Raw genomic sequence first — 25569 nt, 5'->3', positions numbered from 1 at the left:
GAACATGAAAATCGCTTTTATCGGTCTCGGCAACATGGGTGCGCCAATGGCGCGCAACCTGATCAAGGCCGGCCATTCGTTGAACCTGGTCGACCTGAACAAAACCGTCCTGGCGGAGCTTGAGCAACTGGGCGGCAGCATCAGCGCTTCGGCGCGTGAAGCGGCTCAAGGCGCAGAACTGGTGATCACCATGCTGCCCGCCGCTGTGCATGTGCGCAGCGTGTGGCTGGGTGAAGACGGCGTGCTGGCGGGTATCGCCAAGGGCGTGCCGGCAGTCGATTGCAGCACCATCGATCCGCAGACGGCGCGTGATGTTGCGGCGGCGGCGGCCAAGCAAGGCGTGGCCATGGCGGATGCGCCGGTGTCGGGCGGTACCGGTGGTGCAGCAGCCGGGACCCTGACCTTTATGGTCGGCGCTACCCCTGAGCTGTTCGCCACCCTGCAACCCGTGCTGGCGCAGATGGGCCGCAACATCGTCCATTGCGGCGAAGTCGGCACCGGGCAAATCGCCAAGATCTGCAACAACCTGCTGCTGGCGATCTCGATGGTCGGTGTCAGCGAAGCGATGGCGCTCGGTGATGCACTCGGCATCGACACCACGGTGCTGGCCGGGATCATCAACAGTTCCACCGGTCGTTGCTGGAGTTCGGAGATGTACAACCCGTGGCCGGGTATCGTCGAAACGGCGCCGGCCTCGCGCGGTTATACCGGCGGTTTCGGTGCGGAACTGATGCTCAAGGATCTGGGGCTGGCCACGGAAGCGGCACGTCAGGCGCACCAACCGGTGATGCTCGGCGCAGTGGCCCAGCAGTTGTATCAGGCGATGAGCCAGCGTGGGGAAGGTGGCAAGGACTTCTCGGCGATCATCAACAGTTATCGCAAACCGCAATAATCGAGTTGGAAAAACTGTGGGAGTGAGCCTGCTCGCGATAGCGGTAGATCAGTTATCGTCGATGTTGAATGTGCTGGCCTCATCGCCAGCAGGCTGGCTCCCACAGGGGCAGCATTGTCCCCATGGATATTTACCGGGAAATCACGTCGGGTGATCTCCCGGTTTTTTTGCATCAGGCAAACACGAAATACTTACGCACGGTTTCAACCACTTCCCACGTGCCTTTCATGCCCGGCTCGATGACGAAAATATCACCGGCGCGCAGATGGATCGGCTCTTTTCCTTCTGGGGTGATGATGCAGTACCCCTCGCGGAAATCGCAGTATTCCCACTTCACGTATTCCACATACCATTTGCCCGGCGTGCAGATCCAGGTGCCCATGATCTTGCTGCCGTCTTCGCTGGTATAGGCGTTGAGGTTGACGGTGTGCGGGTCGCCTTCGAGTTTTTCCCATTTGCAGGCGTCGAGCACCGGCAGTGGGTGGGTATCGCGAAGAACGGTAATAGGTGCGGTCATGTGGACTCCGGGGCAGTGGACTAGAGAACTGAAGTCGCACCCTATAGCGCCCGCCCATCGCTCAGTTGTCTGTGCTCGACATTGAGCTGTCCAGAAACGCGCATTGCCCTCAAAGATGAAAGCCCAGGGGTAAAGTCTGCCCCTCAGGGGAGAGTCAAGGCGTGCAGCAAGGCCTTCGCGTAACCTGGCAGCGTCTCAAAGTCCCGCGCACAGAGCAGGAGTTTGCGCATGGCCCAAGGTTCTTGCAGGGCGAGGCGCTTGAAGGATTGTTCGCCGCGCCAGCGCTCGACTGCCGCGAGGGGCACGATCGCCAGCCCGGCCCCTCGAGCGACCATGCGCATCACTCCATCGAAACCGTCGGCGCGGATGCGGATTTGCATGCGTGACCCGGTGTGCAGCGCCTGTTCTTCCAGGTACACCGCCAACGCGCCGTTGGCGTTCAGGCCGACATAGTCGTGGTGCAAGGTGTCGCTGAAGCTCACGACACCTGCGGGTGCCAAGGGATGATCGCGGGGCATTATCAGCACCAGCGGATCGTCACGAAACGGGCGGGTCTGCAGGTCATCGGTGTCCACGGCGTCAGAGACGATGCCCAGGTCTGCCGCCCCTTGGCGCAAGGCGTGGGTGATGCGTGCACTGGGCAGTTCTTGCAGATCGATGTCGAGGTTGGGGTGGTCGCGAAGAAAGTCCGCGAGCAACTCCGGCAGGTATTCGGTGATTGCCGTGGTGTTGCACAACAACCGCACCTGGCCTTTGACGCCATTAGCGTATTCCGCCAGATCCTGCTGCATGCGTTCGGCTTGTTGCAGGAGGACGCGGGCGTGTTGCGCCAGGGCTTTGCCGGCCGGGGTGGGGCTGACACCGCGGCGACCTCGTTGCAGAAACTCGATTCCCAACGAAGCCTCCATGGCGCGGATGCGCGCACTCGCCGCCGCCAGGGACAGATGACTGCGAGCCGCGCCGGCGGTGATGTTGCCGTTGTCGAGGATGTTCAGGTAGAGGCGCAGGTCGGTCAGGTCGAAGTGCATTGTTACTGCCTCTGGATTTTTGTTTTCCGGGCTGACGCCTTCGCGAGCAAGCCCGCTCCCACAGTGGATCTTTTTGTCGTATGCAAAACCTGTGGGAGCGGCGGTGCGACGATTCGACTTGCTCGCGAAGGCGTCAGTTGTGACACCGATGTCTTAAGCCTCTTGCTGAGCAAGAGGCTGCCTCAGTATATGGCAGATTTTCAAGCAGCCAATCCGGGCTCACGATAGCGCCATGAATACTCTTGCTGCGTTCTATCAAAACCTCGGTCTGGCCCTTTCCTTGATGGTCATTGCCACCTTTCTGCTGGCCGGCATGATTAAGGGTGTGATCGGTCTCGGTCTGCCGACCATCGCGATGGGGTTGCTCGGTCTGGCTATGGCGCCGTCACAGGCTGCCGCGCTGCTGATCATCCCCGCGACGCTCACCAATGTCTGGCAACTGGCATTCGGCGGGCATCTGCGGGGGTTGATCAAACGGTTGTGGCCGATGCTGCTGGCGATCTTCATCGGCACCGGAGCCGGCATGTTGTGGATCGGCATGGCCGGCGGTCATTGGGTCGTGCGGGGATTGGGCGCGGCGCTGTTGCTCTATGCGTTGAGCGGATTGTTCCTGCCGACCTTGCGTGTCGGCCGTCACACCGAGCGCTGGCTCGGTCCGCTTGGCGGCCTGTTGACGGGCGTCATCACCTCGGCCACCGGCGTCTTCGTGATTCCGGCGGTGCCTTATCTGCAAGCCTTGGGCTTGAGCAAGGATGAACTGGTGCAGGCGCTGGGTTTGTCGTTCACCGTCTCGACCCTGGCCCTGGCCGCCGGCCTGTTATGGCGCGGCGCACTGGGCGCTGGCGAGTTAAGTGCATCGTTGCTGGCGCTGATCCCGGCGGTGCTCGGTATGTTGCTGGGGCAATGGCTGCGCCAGCGGATCAGCGCCGTGCTATTCAAGCGTGTGTTCTTCATCGGCCTGGGCGTGCTCGGCGGCCACTTGCTGATCAGCGGGTAGCGGACGACGGGCTGAGCATGTCGATGGCGCGGATATCGAAATCCCGTTCCAGGTACTCATCGCGCTGCTCGAGGAATTGCTTCATGTGCGGCAGGTTCGAATGCACGTCCAAGTGAGCCTGGGACTGCCAGATCTCGTAGAAGATAAACAGCGTCGGGTCCTGTTTGTCGCGCAACATGTGGTATTCGATGCAACCAGGTTCGGCGCGGCTCGCTTCTACATAACCACTGAAAAACGCTTCGAAGGCATCGGATTTTTCAGGGCGGGTCTTGGCGTGCAGGATGAAGCCTTGCATTTCACTCATCAGAAAACTCCTCAAGTTCAGAATCGGCGCAAGTCTATGGCAACAATCGCCTGTCGATTCGTGCGTATTGGTCAAATGAATTTTGTGAATTCAGCGCTTATTCCGCGCGAGGCAGATCGCTACTCTGCCGCCATCGAATTCCAACCTTCCGAGACTTCCCATGAAAAAAGTCCTGTTGCTCAATGGCGGCAAAAAATTTGCCCACTCCGATGGCCGCTACAACGCCACCCTGCATGAAGCCGCGCTGAGCGTGCTGGATCGCGGCGGCGTCGACGTGAAAGCCACTTTCATCGACGAGGGTTACGACGTCGCCGAAGAAGTCGCCAAATTCCTCTGGGCCGACGTGATCATTTATCAGATGCCCGGCTGGTGGATGGGCGCGCCCTGGACCGTCAAGAAGTACATCGACGAAGTCTTCACCGAAGGCCATGGCAGCCTCTACGCCAGTGACGGTCGCACCCGTTCCGACTCGTCGCAAAAGTACGGCAGCGGTGGTCTGTTGCAGGGCAAGCAATACATGTTGTCCCTGACCTGGAACGCGCCGCAGCAAGCCTTCGACGACCCGACCGATTTCTTCGAAGCCAAGGGCGTGGACGCGGTGTACTTCCCGTTCCACAAGGCCAACACCTTCCTCGGCATGACCGGCTTGCCGACGTTCCTGGCCGTCGATGTGATGAAACGCCCGAATATCGAGGCTGATGTGGCGCGCTATGAGCAGCATTTGACCGAGGTGTTCGGCCTGCCGGCGTAAGGTTCCTTTTGCCCCGCATCCAGCTACTATCAAGCCAGTTTTGAATGAGGGGCATCCGTGAAAGCCAGATCCGATGAGTTGCAGATTTTCGTCTGCGTGATTGAATGCGGGTCGATTTCCGCTGCGGCCGAACAGGTCGGGCAAACACCTTCAGCGGTCAGCCGTACGCTGTCGCGGCTGGAGGCGAAACTCGATACCACGCTGATCAACCGCACCACGCGGCGCATGGACCTGACCGAAGAGGGCAAGTATTTCTTCGAGCACGCCAAGCTGATTCTCGATCAGATGGACGAGCTTGAAGAGCGCCTGACCTCACGTCAGCAAACCCCGTCCGGGCGTCTGCGGATCAATGCCGCATCGCCGTTCATGCTGCACGCCATCGTGCCGTACATCGACGAGTTCCGCCGGCTCTATCCGGACATCCAGCTGGAACTCAACAGCAACGATCTGATCATCGATTTGCTCGAGCAAAGCACCGACATCGCCATCCGTATCGGCACGCTCGCCGACTCGACCTTGCACGCTCGATCCCTGGGTTGCAGTCCGCTGCACATCGTCGCCAGCCCGGCGTATCTTGAAAAACATGGAGTACCGGCCGAAGTGGCGGATTTGTCCGGGCACACGCTGCTGGGCTTTACCCACAACGAAGGCCTCAACCAATGGCCGCTGCGTTACGTTCACGGTGATCGTTGGCCGATTCAGGCGTCGATCAGCGCCTCCAGCGGCGAGACGATCAGGCACTTGGCGCTGGAAGGCCAAGGCATTGCCTGCCTGTCGCACTTCATGACGATTGATGACATCCGCGCCGGACGTTTGCAGGTGCTGCTGGCGGATTTCAACAGCGGCTATCGTCAGCCGATCAATGCCGTGTACTACCGCAACTCGCAACTTGCCCTACGGATTCAATGCTTCCTGGACTTCATCCAAGGCAAATTGGCGGCTTATGCGAACGCGGATTTCAAGGGCTGATTCGTGACCCCTGCGCAAGAGTGAATTGGGCAACGCTGTCTGTTTCCACAGGCATCGGTCCTCAATACTGGCTGCATCACTTATTAACGCAGGGAGTCTCTCCATGAACGTATTCGTAACCGGCGCTGCAGGTTTTATCGGCGGCTCCATCGCCACGGGGCTGGTCCGCGCCGGCCACAAGGTCACCGGTCTGGTGCGCAACGCCGAACAAGCCAATGAACTGAGCGCTCTGGGTATCACCCCGGTGCTCGGCACGCTTGACGACAGCGCCCTACTGGCCGAACAGGCCCGCGCTGCCGATGCCGTGATTAACGCCGCCAGCAGCGACCATCGCGGCGCGGTGGAAGCGTTGCTCGATGCACTTCGCGGTTCCAACAAAGTGTTCCTGCACACCAGTGGCTCGAGCATTGTCGGCGATGCGTCGGGCGGCAAATCCAGCGATGTTATCTATTACGAAGACAACCTGCCGGCACCGACCGTCGACAAGGCTGCGCGCGTGGCCATCGACAACCTGATCCTCGCCGCAGCAAAGGACGGGGTGAACTCGGCAGTCATCTGCAACACCCTGATCTACGGCCACAGCCTGGGCGTGAATCGCGACAGCGTGCAGTTGCCGCGTTTGGTGAAGCAGGCGCGTAAAAGTGGCGTGGTCCGGCATGTCGGTACCGGCCAGAACATCTGGTCCAACGTGCACATCGAAGACGTGGTTTCCCTGTACCTGCTGGCGCTGACCAAAAACGTACCGGGCACCTTCTACTTCGTCGAAAACGGTGAAGCGTCGTTCATCGACATGACCACTGCGATTGCCCAAGTGCTGAGTCTGGGTGAGCCACAAGACTGGCCGCTGAAAGAGGCCGAAGCCGAGTGGGGTTATGAAATGGCCAACTATGGCCTGGGCTCCAACAGCCGGGTTCGCGGTAAAAAGGCGCGGGAGTTGCTGGGCTGGGCGCCGAAGCGGGCATCGGTGATTGAATGGATTCGTGACGAGATGGTTTGAGTTCGCTCTAGACCGCGTCGCAGCTTTCGCGAGCAAGCCCGCTCCCACATTCGACCGTATTTCTTCAGGAGAACTCGGTTAAATGTGGGAGCGGGCTTGCCCGCGAAAGCGTTTTCAGCAGCCCAACAACTGGCCGGGCCGCCCTCAATTCCGTAACATCCGCCCCCTCTTTTCCCGCCTGTATTTAGATCAGACATGAAACCCAAACATCTGCGCGCCGATGTCCTTGCCGGGCTCACTACGTCATTCGCTCTTCTACCCGAATGCATCGCCTTCGCGCTGGTTGCACACCTCAATCCATTGATGGGGCTTTACGGCGCTTTCATCATTTGCACCTTGACCGCGCTCTTCGGCGGGCGACCGGGCATGGTGTCCGGTGCTGCCGGGTCGATGGCCGTGGTGATCGTCGCGCTGGTGGTGCAGCACGGTGTGCAGTATTTGCTGGCGACCGTGTTGCTGGGTGGGTTGATCATGCTGGCGTTCGGGTTGCTGAAGCTTGGCAAGTTGGTGCGCATGGTGCCGCACCCGGTGATGCTCGGCTTCGTCAACGGCCTGGCGATCATCATTGCCCTGGCGCAGCTGGAACACTTCAAGAGCGGTGATGTCTGGCTCAGCGGCACACCGCTGTACCTGATGGCGGGGCTGGTTGCCGTGACGATGGCCATCGTCTACGTGCTGCCGCGCCTGACGCGCGCCGTACCGCCGGCGCTGGTGGCGATTCTGGGTGTCGGGCTGGCGGTTTATCTGCTCGGTCTGCCGACCCGCACCTTGGGCGACATGGCGCACATCGCCGGCGGCTTGCCGACCTTTGCGCTGCCAGACATCCCTTGGAGCCTGGAAACCCTGCGCATCATCGCTCCCTACGCGATATTGATGGCGTTGGTCGGTCTGCTGGAAACCCTGCTGACCCTGAACCTCACCGACGAGATCACCGAGAGCCGTGGCTACCCGGATCGCGAGTGTGTGGCGCTGGGCGCGGCCAACATGGTCTCCGGTGTGTTTGGCGGCATGGGCGGTTGCGCCATGATCGGGCAGACTGTGATCAACCTTAGTTCCGGCGGTCGCGGTCGGCTATCCGGTGTGGTGGCCGGGGTGATGATTTTGCTTTTCATATTGTTTTTGTCGCCGCTGATCGAGCGCATCCCGCTGGCCGCATTGGTCGGGGTGATGTTCGTGGTGTCGCAGCAGACCTTCGCCTGGGCCTCGCTTCGGGTGTTGAACAAAGTGCCGGTGAATGACGTGTTGGTGATCATCGCGGTAACGGTCATTACGGTGTTCACCGATCTGGCCACTGCGGTCCTCTGCGGGATCATCATTGCGGCGCTGAACTTTGCCTGGCAGCAGGCTCGCGAGCTCTATGCCGACAGTCATCTTGAAGTGGACGGCAGCAAGCTCTACCACCTGCATGGCACGCTGTTCTTCGCCTCGACTACGCCTTTTCTCGACCAGTTCGACCCCGCCAACGACCCACCCGTAGTGACGATCGATTGTCGCCATCTGAGCTTCGTCGACTACTCGGCGATAGCCGCGCTAAAGACGCTGCGTGAACGCTACGCCAAGGCCGGCAAACACCTGCGCGTGCTGCACTTGTCTGAACGCTGCAAGAAACTGCTCAAGCGCGCCCGCGTCAGTCACGACTGAGGTCTCCAGCAAAATCCCTGTGGGAGCGAGCCGGCTCCGGGCGGCGTTCCGACGATGGCGGTGTATCAGTCACATCACTGTTGACTGACTCTCCCTCATCGCGAGCAGGCTCGCTCCCACAGGGAAATCGGGATGTAAATTCACCTATCTGATTTGCATATTTAGCGACCTCGCATACCTCTGTGCGACAACCCTTATCCCTCCACGAAAATTACTTTCACCTCGTTTGAAAATAACCCTTCGAAATGTTTTATGAGTTTCACAACCCATTCGACGTGACCCTTTCGAGGAGTACCGCATGACACCGTCCTTCGGCTATTGGCTGCTGGTTTACGCCGCCATCGCCATCATCGCGCTGATCGTTCTGATCGCCCGTTACCGACTCAATCCGTTCATTGTCATCACCCTAGTGTCCATCGGCCTGGCGCTGCTGGCCGGGATGCCGCCGTCGGGCGTGGTGGGGGCGTATGAGGCGGGTGTCGGCAAGACGCTGGGCCATATCGCGCTGGTGGTCGCACTGGGCACGATGCTCGGCAAAATGATGGCTGAGTCCGGCGGCGCCGAGCAGATGGCGCGAACGTTGATCGACCGCTTCGGTGAGAAAAATGCGCACTGGGCGATGGTCTGCATCGCTTTCCTTGTCGGACTGCCGCTGTTCTTCGAGGTCGGTTTTGTACTGCTGGTGCCGATCGCATTTACCGTGGCGCGGCGCGTGGGCGTGTCGATTCTGATGGTCGGTTTGCCGATGGTCGCCGGGCTCTCGGTGGTCCACGCGCTGGTGCCGCCGCACCCGGCGGCGATGCTGGCGGTGCAGGCTTATCAGGCCTCGGTGGGGCAGACCTTGCTCTACGCGATCCTGATCGGGATACCGACCGCGATCATCGCCGGTCCCCTCTACGCCAAGTTCATCGTGCCGCGCATTCAACTGCCGGAAGATAACCCGTTGGAGCGTCAGTTCCTTGAGCGTGAACCGCGCGACAGCTTGCCGGGTTTCGGCATCACCATGGCGACCATTCTGCTGCCGGTGGTGCTGATGCTGATCGGCGGCTGGGCCAATCTGATTTCCACGCCGGGCAGCGGTTTTAATCAGTTTCTGTTGTTCATCGGCAATTCGGTGATCGCCTTGCTGCTGGCGACCTTGCTGAGCTTCTGGACCCTCGGTCTGGCCCAAGGCTTCAACCGCGAATCGATCCTCAAATTCACCAACGAATGCCTGGCACCGACCGCCAGCATCACCTTGCTGGTGGGCGCGGGCGGTGGCTTGAACCGGATTCTGGTGGACGCGGGTGTCACTGACCAGATCGTCAGCCTTGCCCAGGTATTCCACCTGTCGCCGCTGTTGATGGGCTGGCTGTTTGCTGCGTTGATGCGCATCGCCACCGGTTCTGCCACGGTGGCCATGACCACCGCGTCGGGCATCGTCGCGCCGGTAGCCATTGGTCTGGGTTATCCCCATCCAGAGCTGTTGGTGCTGGCGACGGGCGCGGGGTCGGTTATCTTTTCCCACGTCAATGACGGCGGTTTCTGGTTGATCAAGGAATACTTCAACATGACCGTCGCCCAGACCTTCAAGACCTGGACGGTGCTCGAGACCATTATCTCGGTTGTCGCCTTCGGTCTGACCGTTGGCCTTTCTTACCTGCTTTAGCCGGAGCCGCCCGCCATGGACATCCTCTACCAGATCCGCGCCCGTCAGGATTCCTTCAGCGCGGGCGAAGGACGCATCGCTCGGCTGATGCTCGACGACGTAGGATTTGCCTCCGCCGCCAGTCTCGATGAACTGGCGCTGCGAGCGGAAGTCAGCACCGCCACGCTCTCGCGTTTTGCTCGCACCGTGGGCTGTCGCGACTTGCGCGATCTGCGGCTGCAACTGGCCCAGGCCAGCGGCGTCGGCAGTCGTTTTTTGGACCCGGCGGGCACGCCCGAGCAGTCGGCGTTCTATTGGCAAATTGTTGGCGATATCGAATCAACGCTGCGCCAGCATCTGTCGGCCTTCGACGAATCACGTTTCGCCGACGCGGTGAAATTGCTGGGCAAGGCGCGGATGATTCACGCCTTCGGCATGGGCGGTTGCTCGACCTTGTGCAGTGATGAATTGCAAGTGCGGCTGGTGCGATTCGGCTACCCGATTGCGGTGTGCCACGACCCGGTAATGATGCGCGTCACCGCCGCCAGCCTCGATGCCGAACGCGTCGTCATTGCCTGCTCACTGACCGGCATCACCCCCGAACTGCTCGAGGCCGTCGAGCTGGCGCGCAGCTACGGCGCACGAATTCTCGCCATTACCCGGGCCGACTCGTCGCTGGCGCAATTGGCTGATGTGCTGCTGCCGCTGCAAGGCGTCGAGACCTCGTTCATCTACAAACCCACGGCGGCGCGCTACGGCATGTTGCTGGCCATCGACGTGCTCGCCACCGAGCTGGCGCTGGCCAATCCTGAAGACAATCAAGAGCGTCTGCGACGGATCAAACTCGCCCTCGACGATTACCGCGGCGGCGACGATCATTTGCCGCTGGGAGACTGACATGATGTACGACACGCTGATCCGCAACGCCCTGATTATCGACGGCAGCAACGTGCCCGGTTATCCCGCCGACGTGGCGATTCTGAACGGCCGCATCGAGCGTATCGGCGACTTGCACGATGCCCGCGCCACCGAAGAAATCGACGCCGCCGGCCGCGTGTTGGCGCCAGGTTTCATCGACGTGCACACCCATGACGACACCGTGGTGATCCGCCAGCCGCAGATGCTGCCCAAGCTCAGCCAGGGCGTGACCACGGTGATTGTCGGCAACTGCGGGATCAGCGCTTCGCCGGTGAGTTTGCGCGGCGATCCGCCCGACCCGATGAACCTGCTCGGCACCGCCGCGGCGTTTGTTTATCCCAGGTTCAGCGACTACCGCGCAGCCGTCGAAGCGGCGCACACCACGCTGAACGTGGCCGCACTGGTCGGTCACACGGCGCTGCGCAGCAACCACCTCGACGATCTGTTTCGCACCGCCACGCCGGACGAAATCAGTGCGATGCGCGAGCAACTGCGCGACAGTCTTGAGGCCGGTGCGTTGGGCCTGTCCACGGGGCTTGCCTATGCCAACGCGTTCTCGGCTTCCATCGATGAAGTCATGCAACTGACCGAAGAGCTGACCGCCTTCGGCGCGGTCTACACCACCCATTTGCGCAGCGAATTCGAGCCGGTGCTGGAGGCCATGGACGAGGCGTTCCAGATCGGCCGTCATGCCAAAACACCGGTGATCATTTCCCACCTCAAATGCGCCGGCGCCGGTAACTGGGGGCGCAGTCCGCAACTGTTGGCGGCCCTTGAACAGGCGGCGAAAACCCACCCGGTAGGCTGTGACTGTTATCCCTACGCGGCGAGTTCATCGACGCTGGACCTCAAGCAAGTCACCGACGCTCATCGCATCACCATCACTTGGTCAACGCCGCACCCTGAAGTGGGTGGCCGTGACCTGATCGACATCGCTGCCGAGTGGGGGGTGCCGCTGCTGGATGCCGCTCGACGCCTGCAACCGGCCGGCGCGGTGTATTACGGAATGGACGAGGCGGACGTACGAAGAATCCTCGCGCATCCGCTGTCGATGGTCGGCTCTGACGGACTACCGGAAGACCCGTTTCCGCATCCACGCTTGTGGGGTGCATTTCCACGCGTGCTCGGACATTTCAGTCGCGACGTGGGGCTGTTTGCGCTGCACACCGCCGTGCACAAAATGACCGGGTTGTCGGCAGCGCGATTTGGCTTGAAGGAACGTGGCGAAATCCGTGAAGGACATTGGGCGGATCTGGTGTTGTTCAATCCTGTGACGATTCGCGATGTGGCGGACTTCAATGATCCGCAACGGGCGGCGGAAGGTATCGATGGGGTTTGGGTCAACGGTGTCTTGAGTTACAGCGAAGGCCAGGCAAACGGCAGAAGGGAAGGGCGGTTTCTGGCGCGGCAAGGGGACTTGCGTGAGGGATTCCGGTAACCATTCCGAGCGCTGCGTCACAGTGATGGCACATTGAGACTAAAGAAAGCCACTACCAAGCCGAAGTGCTGACATCTCGCCCAGCTACACTCTGGGCCTTATCAGTCTGGGAGCAACTCCATGAGCTTCGGCAAAACCACCCCGATCCTGCGGATTTTCGATGAAATCAAGGCCGTGGAGTTCTACGTCGACTTCCTGGGATTCAAGATCGACTGGCAGCATCGTTTCGAGCCCGACTTTCCGTTGTACCTGCAAGTCTCCCGTGGTGAGTGTGTGCTGCATCTATCCGAACACCATGGCGACAGCACACCGGGCTCGGCGTTGCGGATCGAGACCGATGAGCTGGAGGTGTTCCAGCAGCAATTGCTGGCCAAGGAATATAAATTCGCATACCCACAGATCCAGGCGATGCCGTGGGGCAGCCAGGACATGACGATCAGCGATCCGTTCGGCAATCGGTTGGTGTTTACCAATGCGATTTGTGTCTGATCGCAGAGGATGCGCGGGGGCCCGTGCTAGTCTCGTCGATCAACTCAGCGAGTACCGGAGGAGGCTTATGGCAAGCTTCACCATTGGCAATCTTGATCATCAGCTCTATGAGCAATTGCGTATCGCAGCAGACAGTAATGGCCGTTCGGTGGAAGAAGAGGCTCGTCTGATTTTGACGAATGCACTGGCGGGTGGTTTGGGGACTCGAATCAGCAATCGATTCGGCGCCGATGCAGGCGTGGAGTTGGAGCTGCCTTCTCGCTAGAACAAACAGAGAGGGAGAGTGCTGGTGATAACTCCAAAATATCGGTTGTTTGTTAGATAGCCTTCGCGAGCAAGTCGGATCGCCGCACCGCCGCTCCCACACTTGATCGATGCCGACCACTTAACCGTGGTACGACACAAATCCAGTGTGGGAGCGGCGGTGCGGCGATCCGACTTGCTCGCGAATGGTTCTTCCATTCACCGCAAAGTGAATGTCAGACCCGGAAGTGGCTGACCATCTGCTGCAACTGACTGCCCAACCGCGCCAGTTCAACACTGGACGCTGCCGTTTCGTCGCTGGCGGCGGCGGTCTGTTCGGATACGTCGCGCACGTTGATGATGCTGCGGCTGATCTCTTCGGCCACGGCGCTTTGCTGCTCGGCGGCGGCAGCGATCTGCTGGTTCATCGACTGGATGTTGGACACCGTGCGGGTGATGTTTTCCAGTGACACGCCAGCCTTGCGGGTCAGCGCGACGCTGCTGTCGGTCAGGGCGCGGCTGTTGTTCATCACCGCCGACACTTGTTGCGTGCCGTTCTGCAGACCGGCCACCAGGCCTTCGATTTCTTCGGTGGATTTCTGCGTGCGCTGAGCCAGGCCACGGACTTCGTCGGCCACCACGGCAAAGCCACGACCGGCTTCACCGGCACGTGCCGCTTCGATGGCGGCGTTGAGCGCCAGCAGGTTGGTCTGTTCGGCCACGGCCTTGATCACGTCCATGACGCTGCCGATCTTGTCGCTTTCCTGTTGCAGCACGCTCATGGCTTCGGTGGAGCGCGCCACTTCAGTGGCCAAGCGTTCGATCTGGGCGATGGCTTCGTTCACCACTTTATCGCCTTCACGGGCTTCGCCGTCAGCAGCGGCGGCCGCCTGGGAGGCTTGTTCGGCGTTGCGCGCGACTTCCTGCACGGTGGCCGTCATCTCGTGCATGGCGGTGGCCACTTGATCGGTCTCGATCTTCTGGCTGTTGACCCCGGCGCTGGTTTGCTCGGTCACGGCGGACAGCTCTTCGGCAGCGCTGGCGATCTGGGTGACGCCGTCGCGGATGCCGCTGATCAAGTCGCGCAGGGTTACGCCCATGCGAGCGATGCCTTGTTGCAACACGCCGAGTTCGTCGCGGCGAGTCACTTTGACGTCCTGGGACAGGTCGCCGCTGGCGATACGTTCAACCACGGCCAACGTGTCGCGCAGCGGGCCGGTAATCTGACGGGTGATGATCACGGCAGCAATGATGCCCACCAGCAACGCCAGCAAGGTGCTGATCAGTTGCAGGGTGCGAGCCTGGGCGCTTTCGATGTCACGGCGGTCGAGCTGGATCTGATACAGCTGATCACTCAGGGTCACGATGGCGGCGCCCTGGTCGGTCATTTCCTTGCGCGCCTGCACCGCATCGCTGTTCGCCGCTTTATAAGCCTGCAAGGCGCTGCGGTAGTTGGTCAGTGCGGTTTCCAGCTGACGCAAGGCATCTTGCTGAGTGTCGGCGAAATGCACGTTGAGGGGTTTCAGGCTGGCGATGGCCACGTCCAGTTGGCCGACGGCTTTTTGCTCGGTCTCGGCGTTGGTGGTTGCGGTGTAGCCGCGCACTTCGTAGCGGGCCAGCAAGAAGGCTTCCTTGGCCGCCGTGATGGCCTGGAATTGTTCGAAGCGTTGGTCGCTCAGAGGCATTTGCTGCACGTTGGTGTTGATGGCGTTGATCAGCGTGTTCGCGGTCTCGGCATTGGTGCCCATGGTGTCGCGCGCGCTGTTACCGGTGCGGTACGCGCTGCGCATTTTGTTCAGGGACGTCTTGTAGGCGTCGATGACGGCGCCTTGCTCTTTGAGCAGCTTGAGGTTTTCCGGGCTCTTGAATTTCACCAGCAGCGCTTGTTGCTGGGCGGAGAACGCCTCGAGCGTGGTCTGGACGTTCTGTGCGGCGGTTTCGTCGCCGTTGGTCAGCATGTATTGCAAGCGAACCACACGTAGCTTGGTCAGGCCGGCATTGAGCTGGGTGATGTCGCTCATCCAGTTGCTGCGGTCAATCAGTCCGCCCAGGCTTGTCCAGCCGGTCAGGGCGAGGACGCAGGTCAGGGCCAGGACCAGGCCGAACCCCAGGCCCAGCTTCATGTTCACGCTGATATTGCCGAACCAGCTATTCATCAAAAGTCCTCCAGGAACGTTGTGCTTCTAGATCGTCGGTTGGCTGGAAGATTGTTGTTTTTGGTAGCCAGCAAGGTGTGTAGCAGGACTGTATCGGCAGCAATTACGAGAGCTGAATGGTTTTTGCGGGACCGATGTGTAACAAGGCTTTTGCAGGTCTTAAGCTTTTTTTCACATGCGTTTCACCGACTGCCGACGCCAGCCTCTTTACTCTCGCCGCACCGAATGAACGTGATGCGTGCCGGCGAGGCGGTTTGATGTGGAATTGAGACTGAATCTGTTCGGGATAAAACGCTCGATTCATCTGAGCCGTTTTGCCCGCTATCGCAATGCGGCTGTCGTGCTCGCCTCGGCGCTGCTGGTGATTCCGCTGACGGTGTGGCTGTTGCAGCCGGCCGCTGTACCGGACCTGACCCATGGCAATGTGACCGGCGCCCGGGCGTTGGCGGCCGATTGGGCCAAGGGCAACGTGATCGTGCTGGTGCGTCACGTTGAACGCTGCGATCATTCCAGCGCCGCCTGCCTGAGCGGTAACGATGGCATTACCGCTCGCTCTCGCAGCGTCGCGGTGGGTGTGGGTGAGCAGTTCGAACAACTGGGGCTGAACAAGGCCGACATTTACAACAGCCCCATGTTGCGTACAGCGCAGACCGCGGGTTACATGTTCAACAAGGTCGGGGTTGGTGAAGAATGGTTGATCAATTGCAAGGGCACCATGCTGCGTGACGCTCTGGCGCACAAGGTGGCCGGGCGAAACCTGATTCTGGTGACCCACAGCGAATGCATGTCGCAACTTGAGAAAGACCTCAAGTTGCCGGCGTCTACGTTGGGCTATGGCGCTTCTTTGTTTATCTCGGCCGAAACGCCTCTGGCACCCCGCATGCTCGGTTTCATCGAAGCCTCGGACTGGCGCTCGATGACTGCCGAATGAATTCACTTTCTGGATCAGGACACACGATGTTGACTTCTTCCCGTTACCGCTTTTATTGGGTGAACTTTGGCATTCCGCTGGCCTGTGCGGTCGTGGTTTTCCTGATGTTCGACCTGACCAAAATCGACATCGCTTTCAATGATCTTTTTTATGATCCGATCACAAAGACGTTTCCGCTGGATCATATCTATCTGTTCGAAAAGATCACCCATAAATGGGCGAGGATCATCCCGAACTGGACCGGTGAAATAGCGATCATCGGCGCTTTGCTGTCGTTTCTCTGGCCGCGTCTGAAGGCCGAAAAGCATTCGAAAATCATCGCATTCCTGGAAAAAATCAAAGTCGCGCCGGTGCTTCGGTTCGCCACCAAGCACCGCCGGGACTTCCTCTATGTGGTGCTCGCGTTCTCCATCAGCACTGGGGTGATCCACTACCTCAAGGGCCACACCAGCGTGTACTGCCCGGTCGAAACGACCCAGTACGCGGGGAAAATCGAGCATAAGGAGTGGTATCAGAATTTCGATCTGCTGAAAGTCGCCGGCAAGGGGCGCTGCTGGCCGGGCGGGCACGCCTCGGGCGGTTTCACCATGCTCGCGCTGTACTTTGTGGCGCGCCGCTACCGCTGGCGCTATTCCAAAGCGGTGATGTACGGCTCGCTGCTGCTCGGTTTTGTCTACGGCACCACGCGGGTTGTGCAGGGCTGGCACTACATGTCCCACACCTTTTGGGCCGGGATCTTTGTATGGCTGGCGTGTTTGCTGACAGCGCTGGCGTTTTATGGGCGGGCGCGGCTGGAGCTACCGGTGCTGCAAGCGCATGAGCGGTCTGAAAGCGTTGCACAGACGCAAACGGCTAGCTGATTCAAAAAACTTGAACAACAAAACCCGCCAGTCCTGAAGAGGGTGGCGGGTTTTTGTTATCCGTCTTGTGGGGCGGTGTTCGGGAGATTGCCTTTGCTGCAGGCTCGCTCTTACAGAAATACAACGGGCTAAAAAAGGTATACGGGGGTGAATTCTTAACAAAGTGTGAACAACTGGTGTGATCTATTAATAGCAACCCTTGCTATCCCTTAACGCCTGGCTGGCCATGCCAAGTGAGCCCTTGATTGAAACGCCCCCTAATTCCATCGCCGGCTGCAAAACGTTTTGTACCCGGAAAAGCTGTTCGCAAGTTAAGCATCGTCGCAGTCATCCTACTGATTGGCGCCGCGATGGTCGGGTACTGGATGTTTATACCGCCGGCGCCATTTGTTCCGTTGAGTGGCCTGGATCCTTCTGCCGTGTCGATGATTGCCTTGGGCGACCAGGGCAGTGGTGATCTGCAACAGTGGCGGGTGGGGCAGGCCATGGAGAGAGTCGCGGACAGAGACGGGCGGCTGGACATGGTCGTGTTGTTGGGCGACAACTTCTATGGCAAACCGCTGACCAGTACCCATGACCTTGGCTGGCAAATGAAATTCGAGCGCGTCTATTGGGGACAGTGGCTGAGTCATGTGCCGTTTTACGCCGTACTGGGCAATCACGATTACCCCAAGTCGCAAAAGGTCGAGCTCGAATATGGCCGGCAGCGCAAGGGCTCGGGTCGCTGGCAGATGTCGAGCAACTTCTATGTCAAGGATTTCGGCAGCGTCGATGGGCGCCCGTTGGTGCGAATGGTGTTCCTCGACACCTCGGCGCCACGGGAATCCTTTCAGCGCCAGATCGACATGCTTGACCAGGCCTTCCAGCAATCAGGACCGGCACCGGTATGGCGCATCGCGGCGGCCCATCACCCGGTCCGCAATCATGGCCAGCATGGTGAGGACGGTGAACTGGTCAACCTGTTGCTGCCCGCGCTGGAACGCAACAAGGTCGACGTGTTCCTGGCCGGGCACGACCACAATCAGCAACTGCTGCTTCGCGCCGCCGAGCCAGCTTGGGTGGTTTCCGGGGCCGGGGGCCAGAAACTCTACGCCCTTGGCGCCGGAGGGCAGGACAGCTCGTTTGCCACCGCGCACGCCGGTTTTGCCAAACTTGATTTGAATCCCGGTCAATTGCGGCTGGCCTACTATGACGATCGAGGCAACCTGGAAACTGGTTATCGTTGGGACCGGGATTGTCAGTGGATGGCCAAAGGCTGTCTGTTGCCCGACGTTGCGCAAAAAGTGGTCGTGCAATAACACGATGAGCGCTTAGCGGTACTCGGTACTCGGCGCCGGGTTGATCAACGCCGTCAACACATGATCCTGCCAGCGCCCGGCGATACTCAGGTAGGCCTTGGCATAGCCCTCACGTTCAAATCCCAGGCGCTCCAGCAGCCGCGCACTGCGTTCATTGCCAGGGATGTAATTGGCCATGATCCGGTGCAGTTTCTGCTCATCGAACATGTAGCCGATTCCCGCTTCCAGTGCTTCCTGCATCAAGCCTTGGCCCTGATGAGATTCGTCGATGTGGTAACCGAGATAGCAGGCCTGAAACGCCCCGCGAGTGATGCCGCTGAAGTTGCAGGCGCCGATCATCTGGCCGTTGTCCGGATCCAGCAACGCGAAATGCACCGCCAGGCCGGCCTGGAAAGCGCTGGCTTGCACCTCAAGGCGCGGGCGGATGCGTTCCGGGCTGTGGTAATCGACGGGGCGAATCGGCGACCACCGGGCGAGATGTCTCAGGTTGCGCCGGTAGAAGTCGCTTTCCAGCGCCGCCTGATCGGGGTCGAGCACTGCCAGCGTCAAGCGTTTACAAGGTAGGGACAACAGCGGCATAGGGCGCTCCGGTTCACGGGGATCGTCGCGCAAGCATTGCGTGGCCTGCGGAAAAACTCAAACCGCCAGCGGCAACGTCACGATAAAGATACTGCCCTTGCCGTCACCGTCGCTCATGCCGATCACCGTGCCGCCATGGGCTTCGACCAGCTCGCGAACGACTGTCAAGCCAATGCCCAGGCCCGCGCCATTGAAGCCGACCGCGTGAACATCCTGCACAAACGGGTCGAAGATAAACGGCAGCGCCTGAGCGGAAATACCGATGCCGTCATCGCAAATGCTCATCTGCAGCACGTCGGCCTCAGCGCTGACCGAAAGCGTGACATTACCGCCCGATGGCGTGTATTTGGCTGCGTTGCCCAGCAGGTTGCCGAGAATCTGCGTGAGGCGCACAGGGTCACCATTCATCGCCAGCGCGCACTCGGGCAGTTCAGCGGTGAAGTGCAAATGGTGAGCCGTCATCACCGGGCTGCACACTTCGATGGCCTGATGGATGATCTGCACCATATCCACGATCCGGCAATCGAGGCGCAACTTGCCGGTGCTGGCGCGGGACACGTCGAGCAAATCGTCCACCAGCCTCGACATGTGCTGCACCTGACCTTCGATAAGTGCCTGCATGCGCGGCAGCTCCTCACTGGGCACGCGCACCAGACGCCCGGCGATCATGCTGATGGGCGTCAGCGGGTTGCGCAGTTCGTGGGCCACTAAGGTGAGGATGTTGCGTTGTTGTTCCAGGGTGTGTTCGGCCGAGGCTTGCAGGTCTTGCGCACTCAGGGCCGCGATCACCAATTGCGCGTTGGCTTCACGCATCTCCAGGAACAGTCGTTGTTCTTCCTGCGTGCGTTTTGGTTTTTCTGCATCGGACTGCGCCAGCAAAATCGCCAGCACCAATTGCTGATTAGCCTCGATCAGTTGCTCGACCTGTTGGCTGCCGACCAACCGGGTGTTGGCATCGCTCAGCTCTTTTTGCAGCGCCGCCAGCACCGCCCGAGCCTCAACAGTCTTCTGGCCGAGCAGGAACAGTTCGCGAGCGGCAGTGGCCATCGCTTGCTCGTTCTTGCCATTGGCCTCACTCATGGTTTTTGCTCATCCGTCGTCTTTGCCCAAACGCTGCCGGGTTGGCCGGCCGCCGAGTAAGCCTTCCTGGTCTGGCAACATCTCGCCGATTTGCAGACCGTTATCGTCGATGTGGTACTGGCGCAGCTCATCGGAGTGGGCGCTGGCCCGCACCTTGACCACGGCCATGATGCGCAGCAAACGGCTCTGCACTTCAATGTAGCGCTGAACGATGATGGCGTCGGTGAGAAATGCCGTGCCATATGGACTGAAACGCAGGTCGGTGTAGCGGTCTTCCAGTTCTGAGGTCATCAACACGCTGACCCCGGCGCTCGTCAAAGCCGTGACCATGCGCGACAGCGACTCGCGAAAGTCTTCGCGGAAGGTCGGTGCCAGCGCCAGTTCGAAGCCCGACAACGAATCGATCACCACACGGGTGGCTTTCAACCGGCTGATCTCGCTGAGCAGCAATTGCACGATTTCATCGATGGACAGGTCCGGGGCGCGGCTGTCCACGAGACCGACCTGTCCGCTCTGGATCAGGCCCGCAAGGGTGGCGTTTTGCGAGTGGTTGGGCCGTTGTTCGAACACCGCGATCACACCGGTTTCGCCATTGCGCGCGCCTTCGGCCAGGAAGGTAGCCGCCAGAATGCTCTTGCCCGAGCCCGACGGCCCGGCCACCAGCAAGGAATAACCACGGGGCAGGCCGCCGCCAAGCATCTCGTCGAGCTGTGGCACGCCCATTTTCAAGCGCTTGATGGGGAACTCCAGCGGTGCTTCAACGGGGTTGAGGGCCGCAGGCGCAAAGACCTTGATCCCCGACGTCGCGATACGGAAGGTGTGCAGCCCTGGCAGCGTCGGCTGGCCGCGCATCTTCATGATTTCCATCTTGCGCACCATGGAGTTGCGCTGAACGCTCTGGCGCAGCCAGATCAGGCCATCGGCCACGGTGAAAATCGGGTTGGTGTCGGTTTCGGTGAAGTATTCGCCAATCAGGAAGGTCGTCGCCTGCCAGGTGGTCATCAACATGCCCAGCTGCTGAACGAACTGCGGCAGGTTGTTATTCGGGTTGTCCTGGGTCTGGCTGGCCAGCACCACCGAACGGAATGAGTCGACGAACACCAGTGACGGGGAGTGAGCCTCCACCTCGCTGACGATGCGCCGCAGCACTTCGTCCAGATTCCCGGCCAGGGTGTCGTCAGCCAGGTTGATGTAGCGGATCGACTGATTGATCGCTTCGCTGTCGAAAAAGTCGAATTGCTGCTGGTAACGCAGCATCTTCAGCGGCGGCTCGCCGAGCACCGTAAAAAACAGTGCGGGGCGCTCGGGCGTCGCCAGGGCGAACATCATCTGATGCGCCAGGGTGGTTTTGCCGCAGCCAGGCGGGCCTGCGATCAGGTTGAACGAAAACTCCGGCAATCCTCCGCCCAGCACCTCGTCCAGTCCTGGCACGCCGGTGGCCAGTCGGTTGATAGTCACTTTGGTGCTCATGGCGAATTTTCCTGCGAAGGGGTGTCGCTCAAAGAAGGTTCCCACACGCCACGAAGCAAACGTGCGGTGAGCGAGGGCCCGATCAGCGTGGTCAGCAGTTCGTAAAGCGTAGTCAGCAACACTTCACCGAAAAACAGCGCATCGGCTTCGCTTTGCTCAACGAGTACGGACTTGAGGGCAGTCAGATCCAGAGAGGCCTGCACACTGTCATAGGTGCCGGCCAGACGCGGATGGTTGGAGGCGCACAGATGAAGGCTGCGGCGATACAGCGCGGCAACCCCTTGTTGGCCGATGATGGGCGTGAGGGCTGCGTCCATATCCTGCAATATTGATGCGATCGCTTGCGCGACTGTTGCAATGTCAGCGTTGGGGCCAACGCGGTGCGCCAGAGAAGCTACGATCTGGCGGCTCTCATCGCTTAGCGTGGACATGGCTAACTGATATCTGATGGACAGTGTTTGATGGTACACCCTATGGCGGTGTCGGGAGTGGTTTGCGTCAGAGCCCGAAAACCTGACTCTTTCTAGTGCATGGCGCTATAAAGTCCCCGGTTCGCTGCACAAGCAAGGAAACATTGGCTTTTTTGGCGAAATGGGATCCGCTTTTGGATCGTTTAAAGTGCCCGTAGATACCGTTTTGAACCCACTGAAAACAAAACAGCAGGCAAAAAAAAGCCCGCGGGAGGGCGGGCAAACCATAGTTTCTTGAATGAGCGAGCGCAATGTACCCGTTGGTGGAAGGTCGTGGGGTGAAGAAAAATTCATGTCGATGAGTGCCCGCCGCTTCACACCCGTGAGACACGCCTACGGCAAATGATCCGCCGCAAAGTCCGCTTCCGAACGCGCCCGCAAACGGCCCTTGCGGCAGGCCTGCTGGAATCGTTCGAAGTCGCGCTCATTCTGTGCGGTGTAGCTTTGCGCATACTTGAACAGCGCGTCGGCCAGCGCATCGCTTTTGCCGATGTAGCCGCTGATGTGTGCGGCGTTTCCCGACGATTTGGCGTGGGCGCGGGCCAACGCGCGACCACAAATGCGACCGTACGCGGCGAAGGTTTCAGCATCGAACGTCTCGAGTTCAGCCGAGACTTTCATATCGCGCAACTGGCGCACATAGAAGTGTCGACCGCTGGGGCCGGTGGTCCAGCCGAGGAACAGGTCACTGGCCGATTGCATCAACCGTTGACCATCGACCACGCGCTGACCGTTATGCCGCACCCGCGATTTAGTCTTCACATAATCGGCAAGCACCGAACGACGCGCCTCCTTGAACTGCAGGAACAGCGGGAACTCCTGATCATCGGTCAGCAGCGCCACCAGGCATCGAGTCCCGACGCTGCCCACACCGACCACTTTGAACGCCATGTCCTGAACGTGAAAACGCGACAACAGCTCGCGCCGGTCGGCTTGCAGCGTGCCGGGATAGTCGCGCATGAATGCGTCGTAAAGCGCACGCCAGTCCGACAGGCGCAGCCAGTCGTCGTCGGCATCCAGCAGCGTGGTGTTTTCGTGTAAATGGAAAATTTCCGGCAGGTCATCGCGAATGATCAGACGGCCCTGTGCGTCACGGTCACTGATTTTTGGCAGCAGTTCAGCATGGGTACGCCGTTCAGCTTTCTCGATGGCGCGCTCTACATGCTCCAGTGTTGCTTTGCTCGCCTGCTGTCGCAGATCGCGGTAACTGATGGACTCGTACCAGGTTTCCATGGCGCTTTGTTCGGCGCATTCGAGCATGGTCTGCTGGTAGGCGCCGACCACCTGGCGGCAGACCGTTTCTTCGACCGTGTCGCCATGGCGCAGGTCGCGCGCTGCCACCACGAAACTGGCCACCAGCCGTTTCAAGTCCCACTCCCAAGGGCCGGGATGGGCTTCGTCGAAATCGTTGACGCTGAACAGCAGATTGCGTTCCGGCGTTGCAAAACCGCCGAAGTTCATCAGGTGACTGTCGCCGCAGATGGGCGATACCAGCCCCATGTTGGATGTTGCGGCCAAGTCGTGGGCTTGCAACAGCGCGTTGCCGCGATAGAAGGTGAACGGCGAGACCAGCATGCGGCCGTAGCGCACCTCGACCAGCGACTTGATGCGGCCTTCACTGGACGTTTTGATCAGCGGCAGCGGGTCGCGATTTATTTTCCCCATGGCCGCCTGCGAACTGCGGGAGCAGTTCTTGCGAGCATCCTTGCCTTGCTTCAAACGGTCGTTGAGGTTGGTCATGTGGGCTCGTTTGATGAGTGTTTTCGAACGTGTGAGAGATGAGTGTAGAAGGGCTTCGGGTCTTCATCCGAAGTGTTTCGGCTTTGATCGTGGGAACAAAAAAAGGCACCTGCGATAGTCTCGTCAGGTGCCTTTTTATTAAGGAGGATTATGCTTGTTTTGCTTCAGCTTCCATCATCACAAGGTTCTGCCGCTTGGTAGCTTCAGTCAGCACTTCGCTGTAGACACGCTTTTTCTGTTTCGATTTGGCATTGCGAATAAAGTCGTCGGCGACCTCGGCTCGGTCGTTAAACAACGCATAGTCCGCACCTTTTGCGGTGATGTTGAAGTAGGCAGAGGCGTTGGAAGACTTGAAGTCCACGGTCATCATTTGGCCGGCCTTGGCGTTTAGACGGTACTGCGCAGTGAGCGGGCCTTTGATGGATCGGGCGAACTTGACGGTGTCGGAGCCCTTGTTGAAGGTGACCTGCTCGACATGAGGAGCGAGCTCGGTGGCAGCGTGTACAGGCACAGAAACCATGGCGACCAGGACGGCTGCGATCCATATGTTCATGTTGATCTTCCTGAGTGCGTTGGTTGCTCAAGCGGTTGCAGGTGTTTTTTTGTGGTGGTCTTGCGAGCCTTATCGCGAGCAGGCCTGCTTTTGCCGGGGATGGTGATGCTGCCTGCAAAAATGACCAAACCCCAGATGCAACAAAACCCGCACTTGGCGGGTTTTGTTTTGCTTCGTATTTGGTGGAGCCGGGGGGATTTGAACCCCCGTCCGCCAGTACTCCGCTGTCGGTACTACATGCGTAGCCGTGTCTATTAAGTTAACCCTCAGCGACCCGACGGGCAGGGTGCTTTGGGCGAGTTGTGTAAGTTTTAGCCGCTTCGTCCACAACGTACTGCACGGCGATTCTGTTCTATATGACAATCACTTTGGGTTTACAGACATCCCCTGATGATTGCTGGACCCGAAGGTACCAGAAGGGAAGGGCTAAGGCTGCTTACGCAGCGAGAGCGTATTCCCCGTAGGTTTCGTCATTGGCAACTATAGAAAGTTGCAACAGTGGATTTACGAGTTCTGTTACCAACTCGGCATGCACCTAAAGTTTCGCAACCGGCGTCGAATCCTAAACGGCCCCGAGCCTGTTGCTCTGTGAATCAAAGTGAGCAACAAGCCTGCGCAGTGTACGCCAACACACGTCAGAAGGCCAACCCGAAGGTAGCCACGAGTGATCATGGGTTGGGTTCGTTGCTCAGTTTGTCAGCGCCAATGCCTGGATGGCCTCGGTGGCGCATTTCTTGTCGTCCCCGGCGGCTTTTGAAGTTTTGGCGCTGGCCAGCAGTCTTTTGATCTCCGGTGCGTTGGTGGAGGTCGCTGGTAGCGCATTCACTTTGGCTTCGAGCTCCTGCAGCTTGCTCGTACAAAGGTCGTTGTCCGCTGCAAACACGGGAGAGGCCAACATTGCAGCAGACATGAACAAACCAGCGAGTGCGGTACGTTTCATGGATATCTCCTAGTACTGATGGTCTCGGTGCTGCCGTATGAGTGGGCGGTTCGGCCGAGTCGAAAAACAAGCCACGATGGATGAGGCCTACTTAAAAGACCACGGCGCTGCGCAGGAATTCGGTTTTTAGAGAAAGGCTATGAAAAAACTGTTTGTCAGAAGCAATGAGCAATTTCGCCAGCTGCTACAGATCGCGTTATGGCTTAACTGTACAGCCGCCAGCCTGTTGCTCTTTGAATCCTGATGAGCAACAAGCGTGCGCGGTATACGTCAACAAGGCCCAGATGGCCAACCCGAAGGTTGGCCTTATGCTGGGTTACTTCCCGCCTTTGTTCGCGTTCTTGAGTTGCTGGATAGTTTGTTCGGTCTCGGCGATGCAGTCGTCAGTCCCTTCCTTGGTGCCTTTTGCCTGATCGGCTTTGGCTTTCGTGACGCTTTCCATTACCTGATCAGCCATCTCCGGAGGAGTCTGTGCCTTGGCATTTTCGATGGTTTTCAGGTTGACCGTACAGAGGTCGTCAGCGGCAAACGAGGTGGACGCCATCAGCGAGACAGTAACGAACAGACCTAACAGTACAGAACGTTTCATGTGTATCTCCTTGAACTGAGGGTCCAGACATCGCTGGCCGTCAGGACGGGCTGCCGAGTTGGGGTAAAGCCCGGTAAACCCCGGGCTTATTC

The 25569-nt window shown here is 59.4% G+C and carries 26 protein-coding genes, 1 other RNA gene and 1 pseudogene; 14 read left to right on the top strand and 14 right to left on the bottom strand.

The window, feature by feature from the left end; translation table 11 throughout:
* Positions 1-4 precede the first annotated feature (4 nt).
* On the top strand, positions 5-892 hold the full coding sequence (mmsB, locus tag DFS28_RS15490; protein ID WP_074873572.1) for a 3-hydroxyisobutyrate dehydrogenase: 888 nt from the start codon (positions 5-7) through the stop codon (positions 890-892).
* 172 nt (positions 893-1064) lie between these two features.
* Here the strand turns inward: mmsB and DFS28_RS15480 are convergent, their stop codons facing one another.
* Together DFS28_RS15480 and DFS28_RS15475 are read right to left on the bottom strand one after the other, a co-directional pair.
* Positions 1065-1409, bottom strand: coding sequence for a cupin domain-containing protein (locus tag DFS28_RS15480; protein ID WP_007946320.1), 345 nt, complete (start codon positions 1407-1409; stop codon positions 1065-1067).
* Between the two features lie 143 nt (positions 1410-1552).
* A complete protein-coding gene (locus DFS28_RS15475; protein ID WP_111450499.1) occupies positions 1553-2437 on the bottom strand; it encodes a LysR substrate-binding domain-containing protein in 885 nt (294 codons plus the stop codon).
* Between the two features lie 232 nt (positions 2438-2669).
* Between DFS28_RS15475 and DFS28_RS15470 the strand changes: the two genes are divergently transcribed.
* On the top strand, positions 2670-3434 hold the full coding sequence (locus tag DFS28_RS15470) for a sulfite exporter TauE/SafE family protein (protein ID WP_111450498.1): 765 nt from the start codon (positions 2670-2672) through the stop codon (positions 3432-3434).
* On the opposite strand, the gene DFS28_RS15465 is transcribed toward DFS28_RS15470, so the two are convergent.
* Positions 3424-3738, bottom strand: a complete 315-nt coding sequence (locus DFS28_RS15465) for a putative quinol monooxygenase (RefSeq protein WP_008149093.1) — start codon at positions 3736-3738, stop codon at positions 3424-3426. The two genes, DFS28_RS15470 and DFS28_RS15465, sit on opposite strands and share 11 nt — an antisense overlap.
* 160 nt (positions 3739-3898) lie before the next feature.
* On the opposite strand from DFS28_RS15465, the gene DFS28_RS15460 reads away from it, so the two are divergent.
* The 9 genes from DFS28_RS15460 (at position 3899) to DFS28_RS15420 (ending at position 12833) form a co-directional block, all read left to right on the top strand.
* Positions 3899-4489 (top strand): NAD(P)H-dependent oxidoreductase, encoded by a 591-nt coding sequence (locus tag DFS28_RS15460; RefSeq protein ID WP_111450497.1) that lies wholly within the window; start codon positions 3899-3901, stop codon positions 4487-4489.
* 57 nt (positions 4490-4546) lie between these two features.
* Positions 4547-5458 carry a LysR family transcriptional regulator gene (locus tag DFS28_RS15455; protein WP_074873581.1) on the top strand — a complete coding sequence of 304 codons (912 nt, stop codon included), beginning with the start codon at positions 4547-4549 and terminating at the stop codon, positions 5456-5458.
* A gap of 103 nt (positions 5459-5561) precedes the next feature.
* Positions 5562-6455, top strand: a complete 894-nt coding sequence (locus DFS28_RS15450; RefSeq protein WP_111450496.1) for an NAD-dependent epimerase/dehydratase family protein — start codon at positions 5562-5564, stop codon at positions 6453-6455.
* A 195-nt stretch (positions 6456-6650) separates the two neighbouring features.
* Positions 6651-8096, top strand: a complete 1446-nt coding sequence (locus tag DFS28_RS15445) for a SulP family inorganic anion transporter (protein WP_111450495.1) — start codon at positions 6651-6653, stop codon at positions 8094-8096.
* A 298-nt stretch (positions 8097-8394) separates the two neighbouring features.
* Complete coding sequence (locus DFS28_RS15440) at positions 8395-9744, top strand: GntP family permease (protein WP_111450494.1); 1350 nt, start codon at positions 8395-8397, stop codon at positions 9742-9744.
* 15 nt (positions 9745-9759) lie between these two features.
* Positions 9760-10620 (top strand): MurR/RpiR family transcriptional regulator, encoded by an 861-nt coding sequence (locus DFS28_RS15435; RefSeq protein ID WP_111450493.1) that lies wholly within the window; start codon positions 9760-9762, stop codon positions 10618-10620.
* Position 10621: 1 nt separating this feature from the next.
* A complete protein-coding gene (locus DFS28_RS15430; RefSeq protein WP_111450492.1) occupies positions 10622-12079 on the top strand; it encodes an amidohydrolase family protein in 1458 nt (485 codons plus the stop codon).
* Positions 12080-12199: 120 nt separating this feature from the next.
* A complete protein-coding gene (locus DFS28_RS15425; RefSeq protein WP_111450491.1) occupies positions 12200-12568 on the top strand; it encodes a glyoxalase superfamily protein in 369 nt (122 codons plus the stop codon).
* A 67-nt stretch (positions 12569-12635) separates the two neighbouring features.
* Positions 12636-12833: a plasmid stabilization protein gene (locus tag DFS28_RS15420; protein ID WP_111450490.1), complete on the top strand. Its 198-nt coding sequence runs from the start codon at positions 12636-12638 to the stop codon at positions 12831-12833.
* A gap of 214 nt (positions 12834-13047) precedes the next feature.
* On the opposite strand, the gene DFS28_RS31205 is transcribed toward DFS28_RS15420, so the two are convergent.
* Together DFS28_RS31205 and DFS28_RS31200 are read right to left on the bottom strand one after the other, a co-directional pair.
* On the bottom strand, positions 13048-13761 hold the full coding sequence (locus tag DFS28_RS31205; RefSeq protein ID WP_371922176.1) for a methyl-accepting chemotaxis protein: 714 nt from the start codon (positions 13759-13761) through the stop codon (positions 13048-13050).
* Positions 13762-13905: 144 nt separating this feature from the next.
* Positions 13906-14832, bottom strand: a pseudogene (locus DFS28_RS31200) (methyl-accepting chemotaxis protein); the annotation flags it as partial.
* Between the two features lie 394 nt (positions 14833-15226).
* Here DFS28_RS31200 and DFS28_RS15410 point away from each other — a divergent pair.
* The 3 genes from DFS28_RS15410 to DFS28_RS15400 all read left to right on the top strand — a co-directional run bounded on the left by DFS28_RS15410 (position 15227) and on the right by DFS28_RS15400 (position 18056).
* Positions 15227-15898 carry a histidine phosphatase family protein gene (locus tag DFS28_RS15410; RefSeq protein ID WP_111450488.1) on the top strand — a complete coding sequence of 224 codons (672 nt, stop codon included), beginning with the start codon at positions 15227-15229 and terminating at the stop codon, positions 15896-15898.
* 26 nt (positions 15899-15924) lie between these two features.
* Positions 15925-16758 carry a phosphatase PAP2 family protein gene (locus DFS28_RS15405; RefSeq protein ID WP_111450487.1) on the top strand — a complete coding sequence of 278 codons (834 nt, stop codon included), beginning with the start codon at positions 15925-15927 and terminating at the stop codon, positions 16756-16758.
* Positions 16759-17123: 365 nt separating this feature from the next.
* Positions 17124-18056: a metallophosphoesterase gene (locus tag DFS28_RS15400; protein ID WP_256596885.1), complete on the top strand. Its 933-nt coding sequence runs from the start codon at positions 17124-17126 to the stop codon at positions 18054-18056.
* Between the two features lie 12 nt (positions 18057-18068).
* On the opposite strand, the gene rimJ is transcribed toward DFS28_RS15400, so the two are convergent.
* The 9 genes from rimJ to DFS28_RS15355 all read right to left on the bottom strand — a co-directional run bounded on the left by rimJ (position 18069) and on the right by DFS28_RS15355 (position 25477).
* Positions 18069-18635, bottom strand: coding sequence for a ribosomal protein S5-alanine N-acetyltransferase (gene rimJ / locus DFS28_RS15395; protein ID WP_111450485.1), 567 nt, complete (start codon positions 18633-18635; stop codon positions 18069-18071).
* 57 nt (positions 18636-18692) lie between these two features.
* Positions 18693-19715: a HAMP domain-containing sensor histidine kinase gene (locus DFS28_RS15390; RefSeq protein ID WP_111450484.1), complete on the bottom strand. Its 1023-nt coding sequence runs from the start codon at positions 19713-19715 to the stop codon at positions 18693-18695.
* A 9-nt stretch (positions 19716-19724) separates the two neighbouring features.
* Entirely contained in the window at positions 19725-21185 is a 1461-nt protein-coding gene (locus DFS28_RS15385; protein ID WP_111450483.1) for an ATPase domain-containing protein, read from the bottom strand.
* Positions 21182-21502, bottom strand: a complete 321-nt coding sequence (locus tag DFS28_RS15380; RefSeq protein ID WP_111450482.1) for a hypothetical protein — start codon at positions 21500-21502, stop codon at positions 21182-21184. The genes DFS28_RS15385 and DFS28_RS15380 overlap by 4 nt, the downstream gene beginning before the upstream one ends.
* Before the next feature lie 486 nt (positions 21503-21988).
* The gene (locus DFS28_RS15375) at positions 21989-23395 is read right to left on the bottom strand and encodes a DUF2252 domain-containing protein (RefSeq protein ID WP_111450481.1); all 1407 of its coding nucleotides are present in this window, start codon (positions 23393-23395) and stop codon (positions 21989-21991) included.
* A 148-nt stretch (positions 23396-23543) separates the two neighbouring features.
* Positions 23544-23948, bottom strand: coding sequence for a hypothetical protein (locus DFS28_RS15370; RefSeq protein WP_178082212.1), 405 nt, complete (start codon positions 23946-23948; stop codon positions 23544-23546).
* Between the two features lie 180 nt (positions 23949-24128).
* Positions 24129-24522, bottom strand: a transfer-messenger RNA (tmRNA) gene (gene ssrA, locus DFS28_RS15365).
* Positions 24523-24636: 114 nt separating this feature from the next.
* On the bottom strand, positions 24637-24888 hold the full coding sequence (locus tag DFS28_RS15360; protein ID WP_111450480.1) for a hypothetical protein: 252 nt from the start codon (positions 24886-24888) through the stop codon (positions 24637-24639).
* Positions 24889-25204: 316 nt separating this feature from the next.
* The gene (locus tag DFS28_RS15355) at positions 25205-25477 is read right to left on the bottom strand and encodes a hypothetical protein (protein ID WP_111450479.1); all 273 of its coding nucleotides are present in this window, start codon (positions 25475-25477) and stop codon (positions 25205-25207) included.
* Between the last annotated feature and the right edge of the window lie 92 nt (positions 25478-25569).

Origin of the sequence: Pseudomonas sp. 478 (assembly GCF_003254125.1) — a bacterium.
Lineage (GTDB): Bacteria > Pseudomonadota > Gammaproteobacteria > Pseudomonadales > Pseudomonadaceae > Aquipseudomonas.
This window is presented reverse-complemented; position numbering and strand designations above follow the sequence as displayed.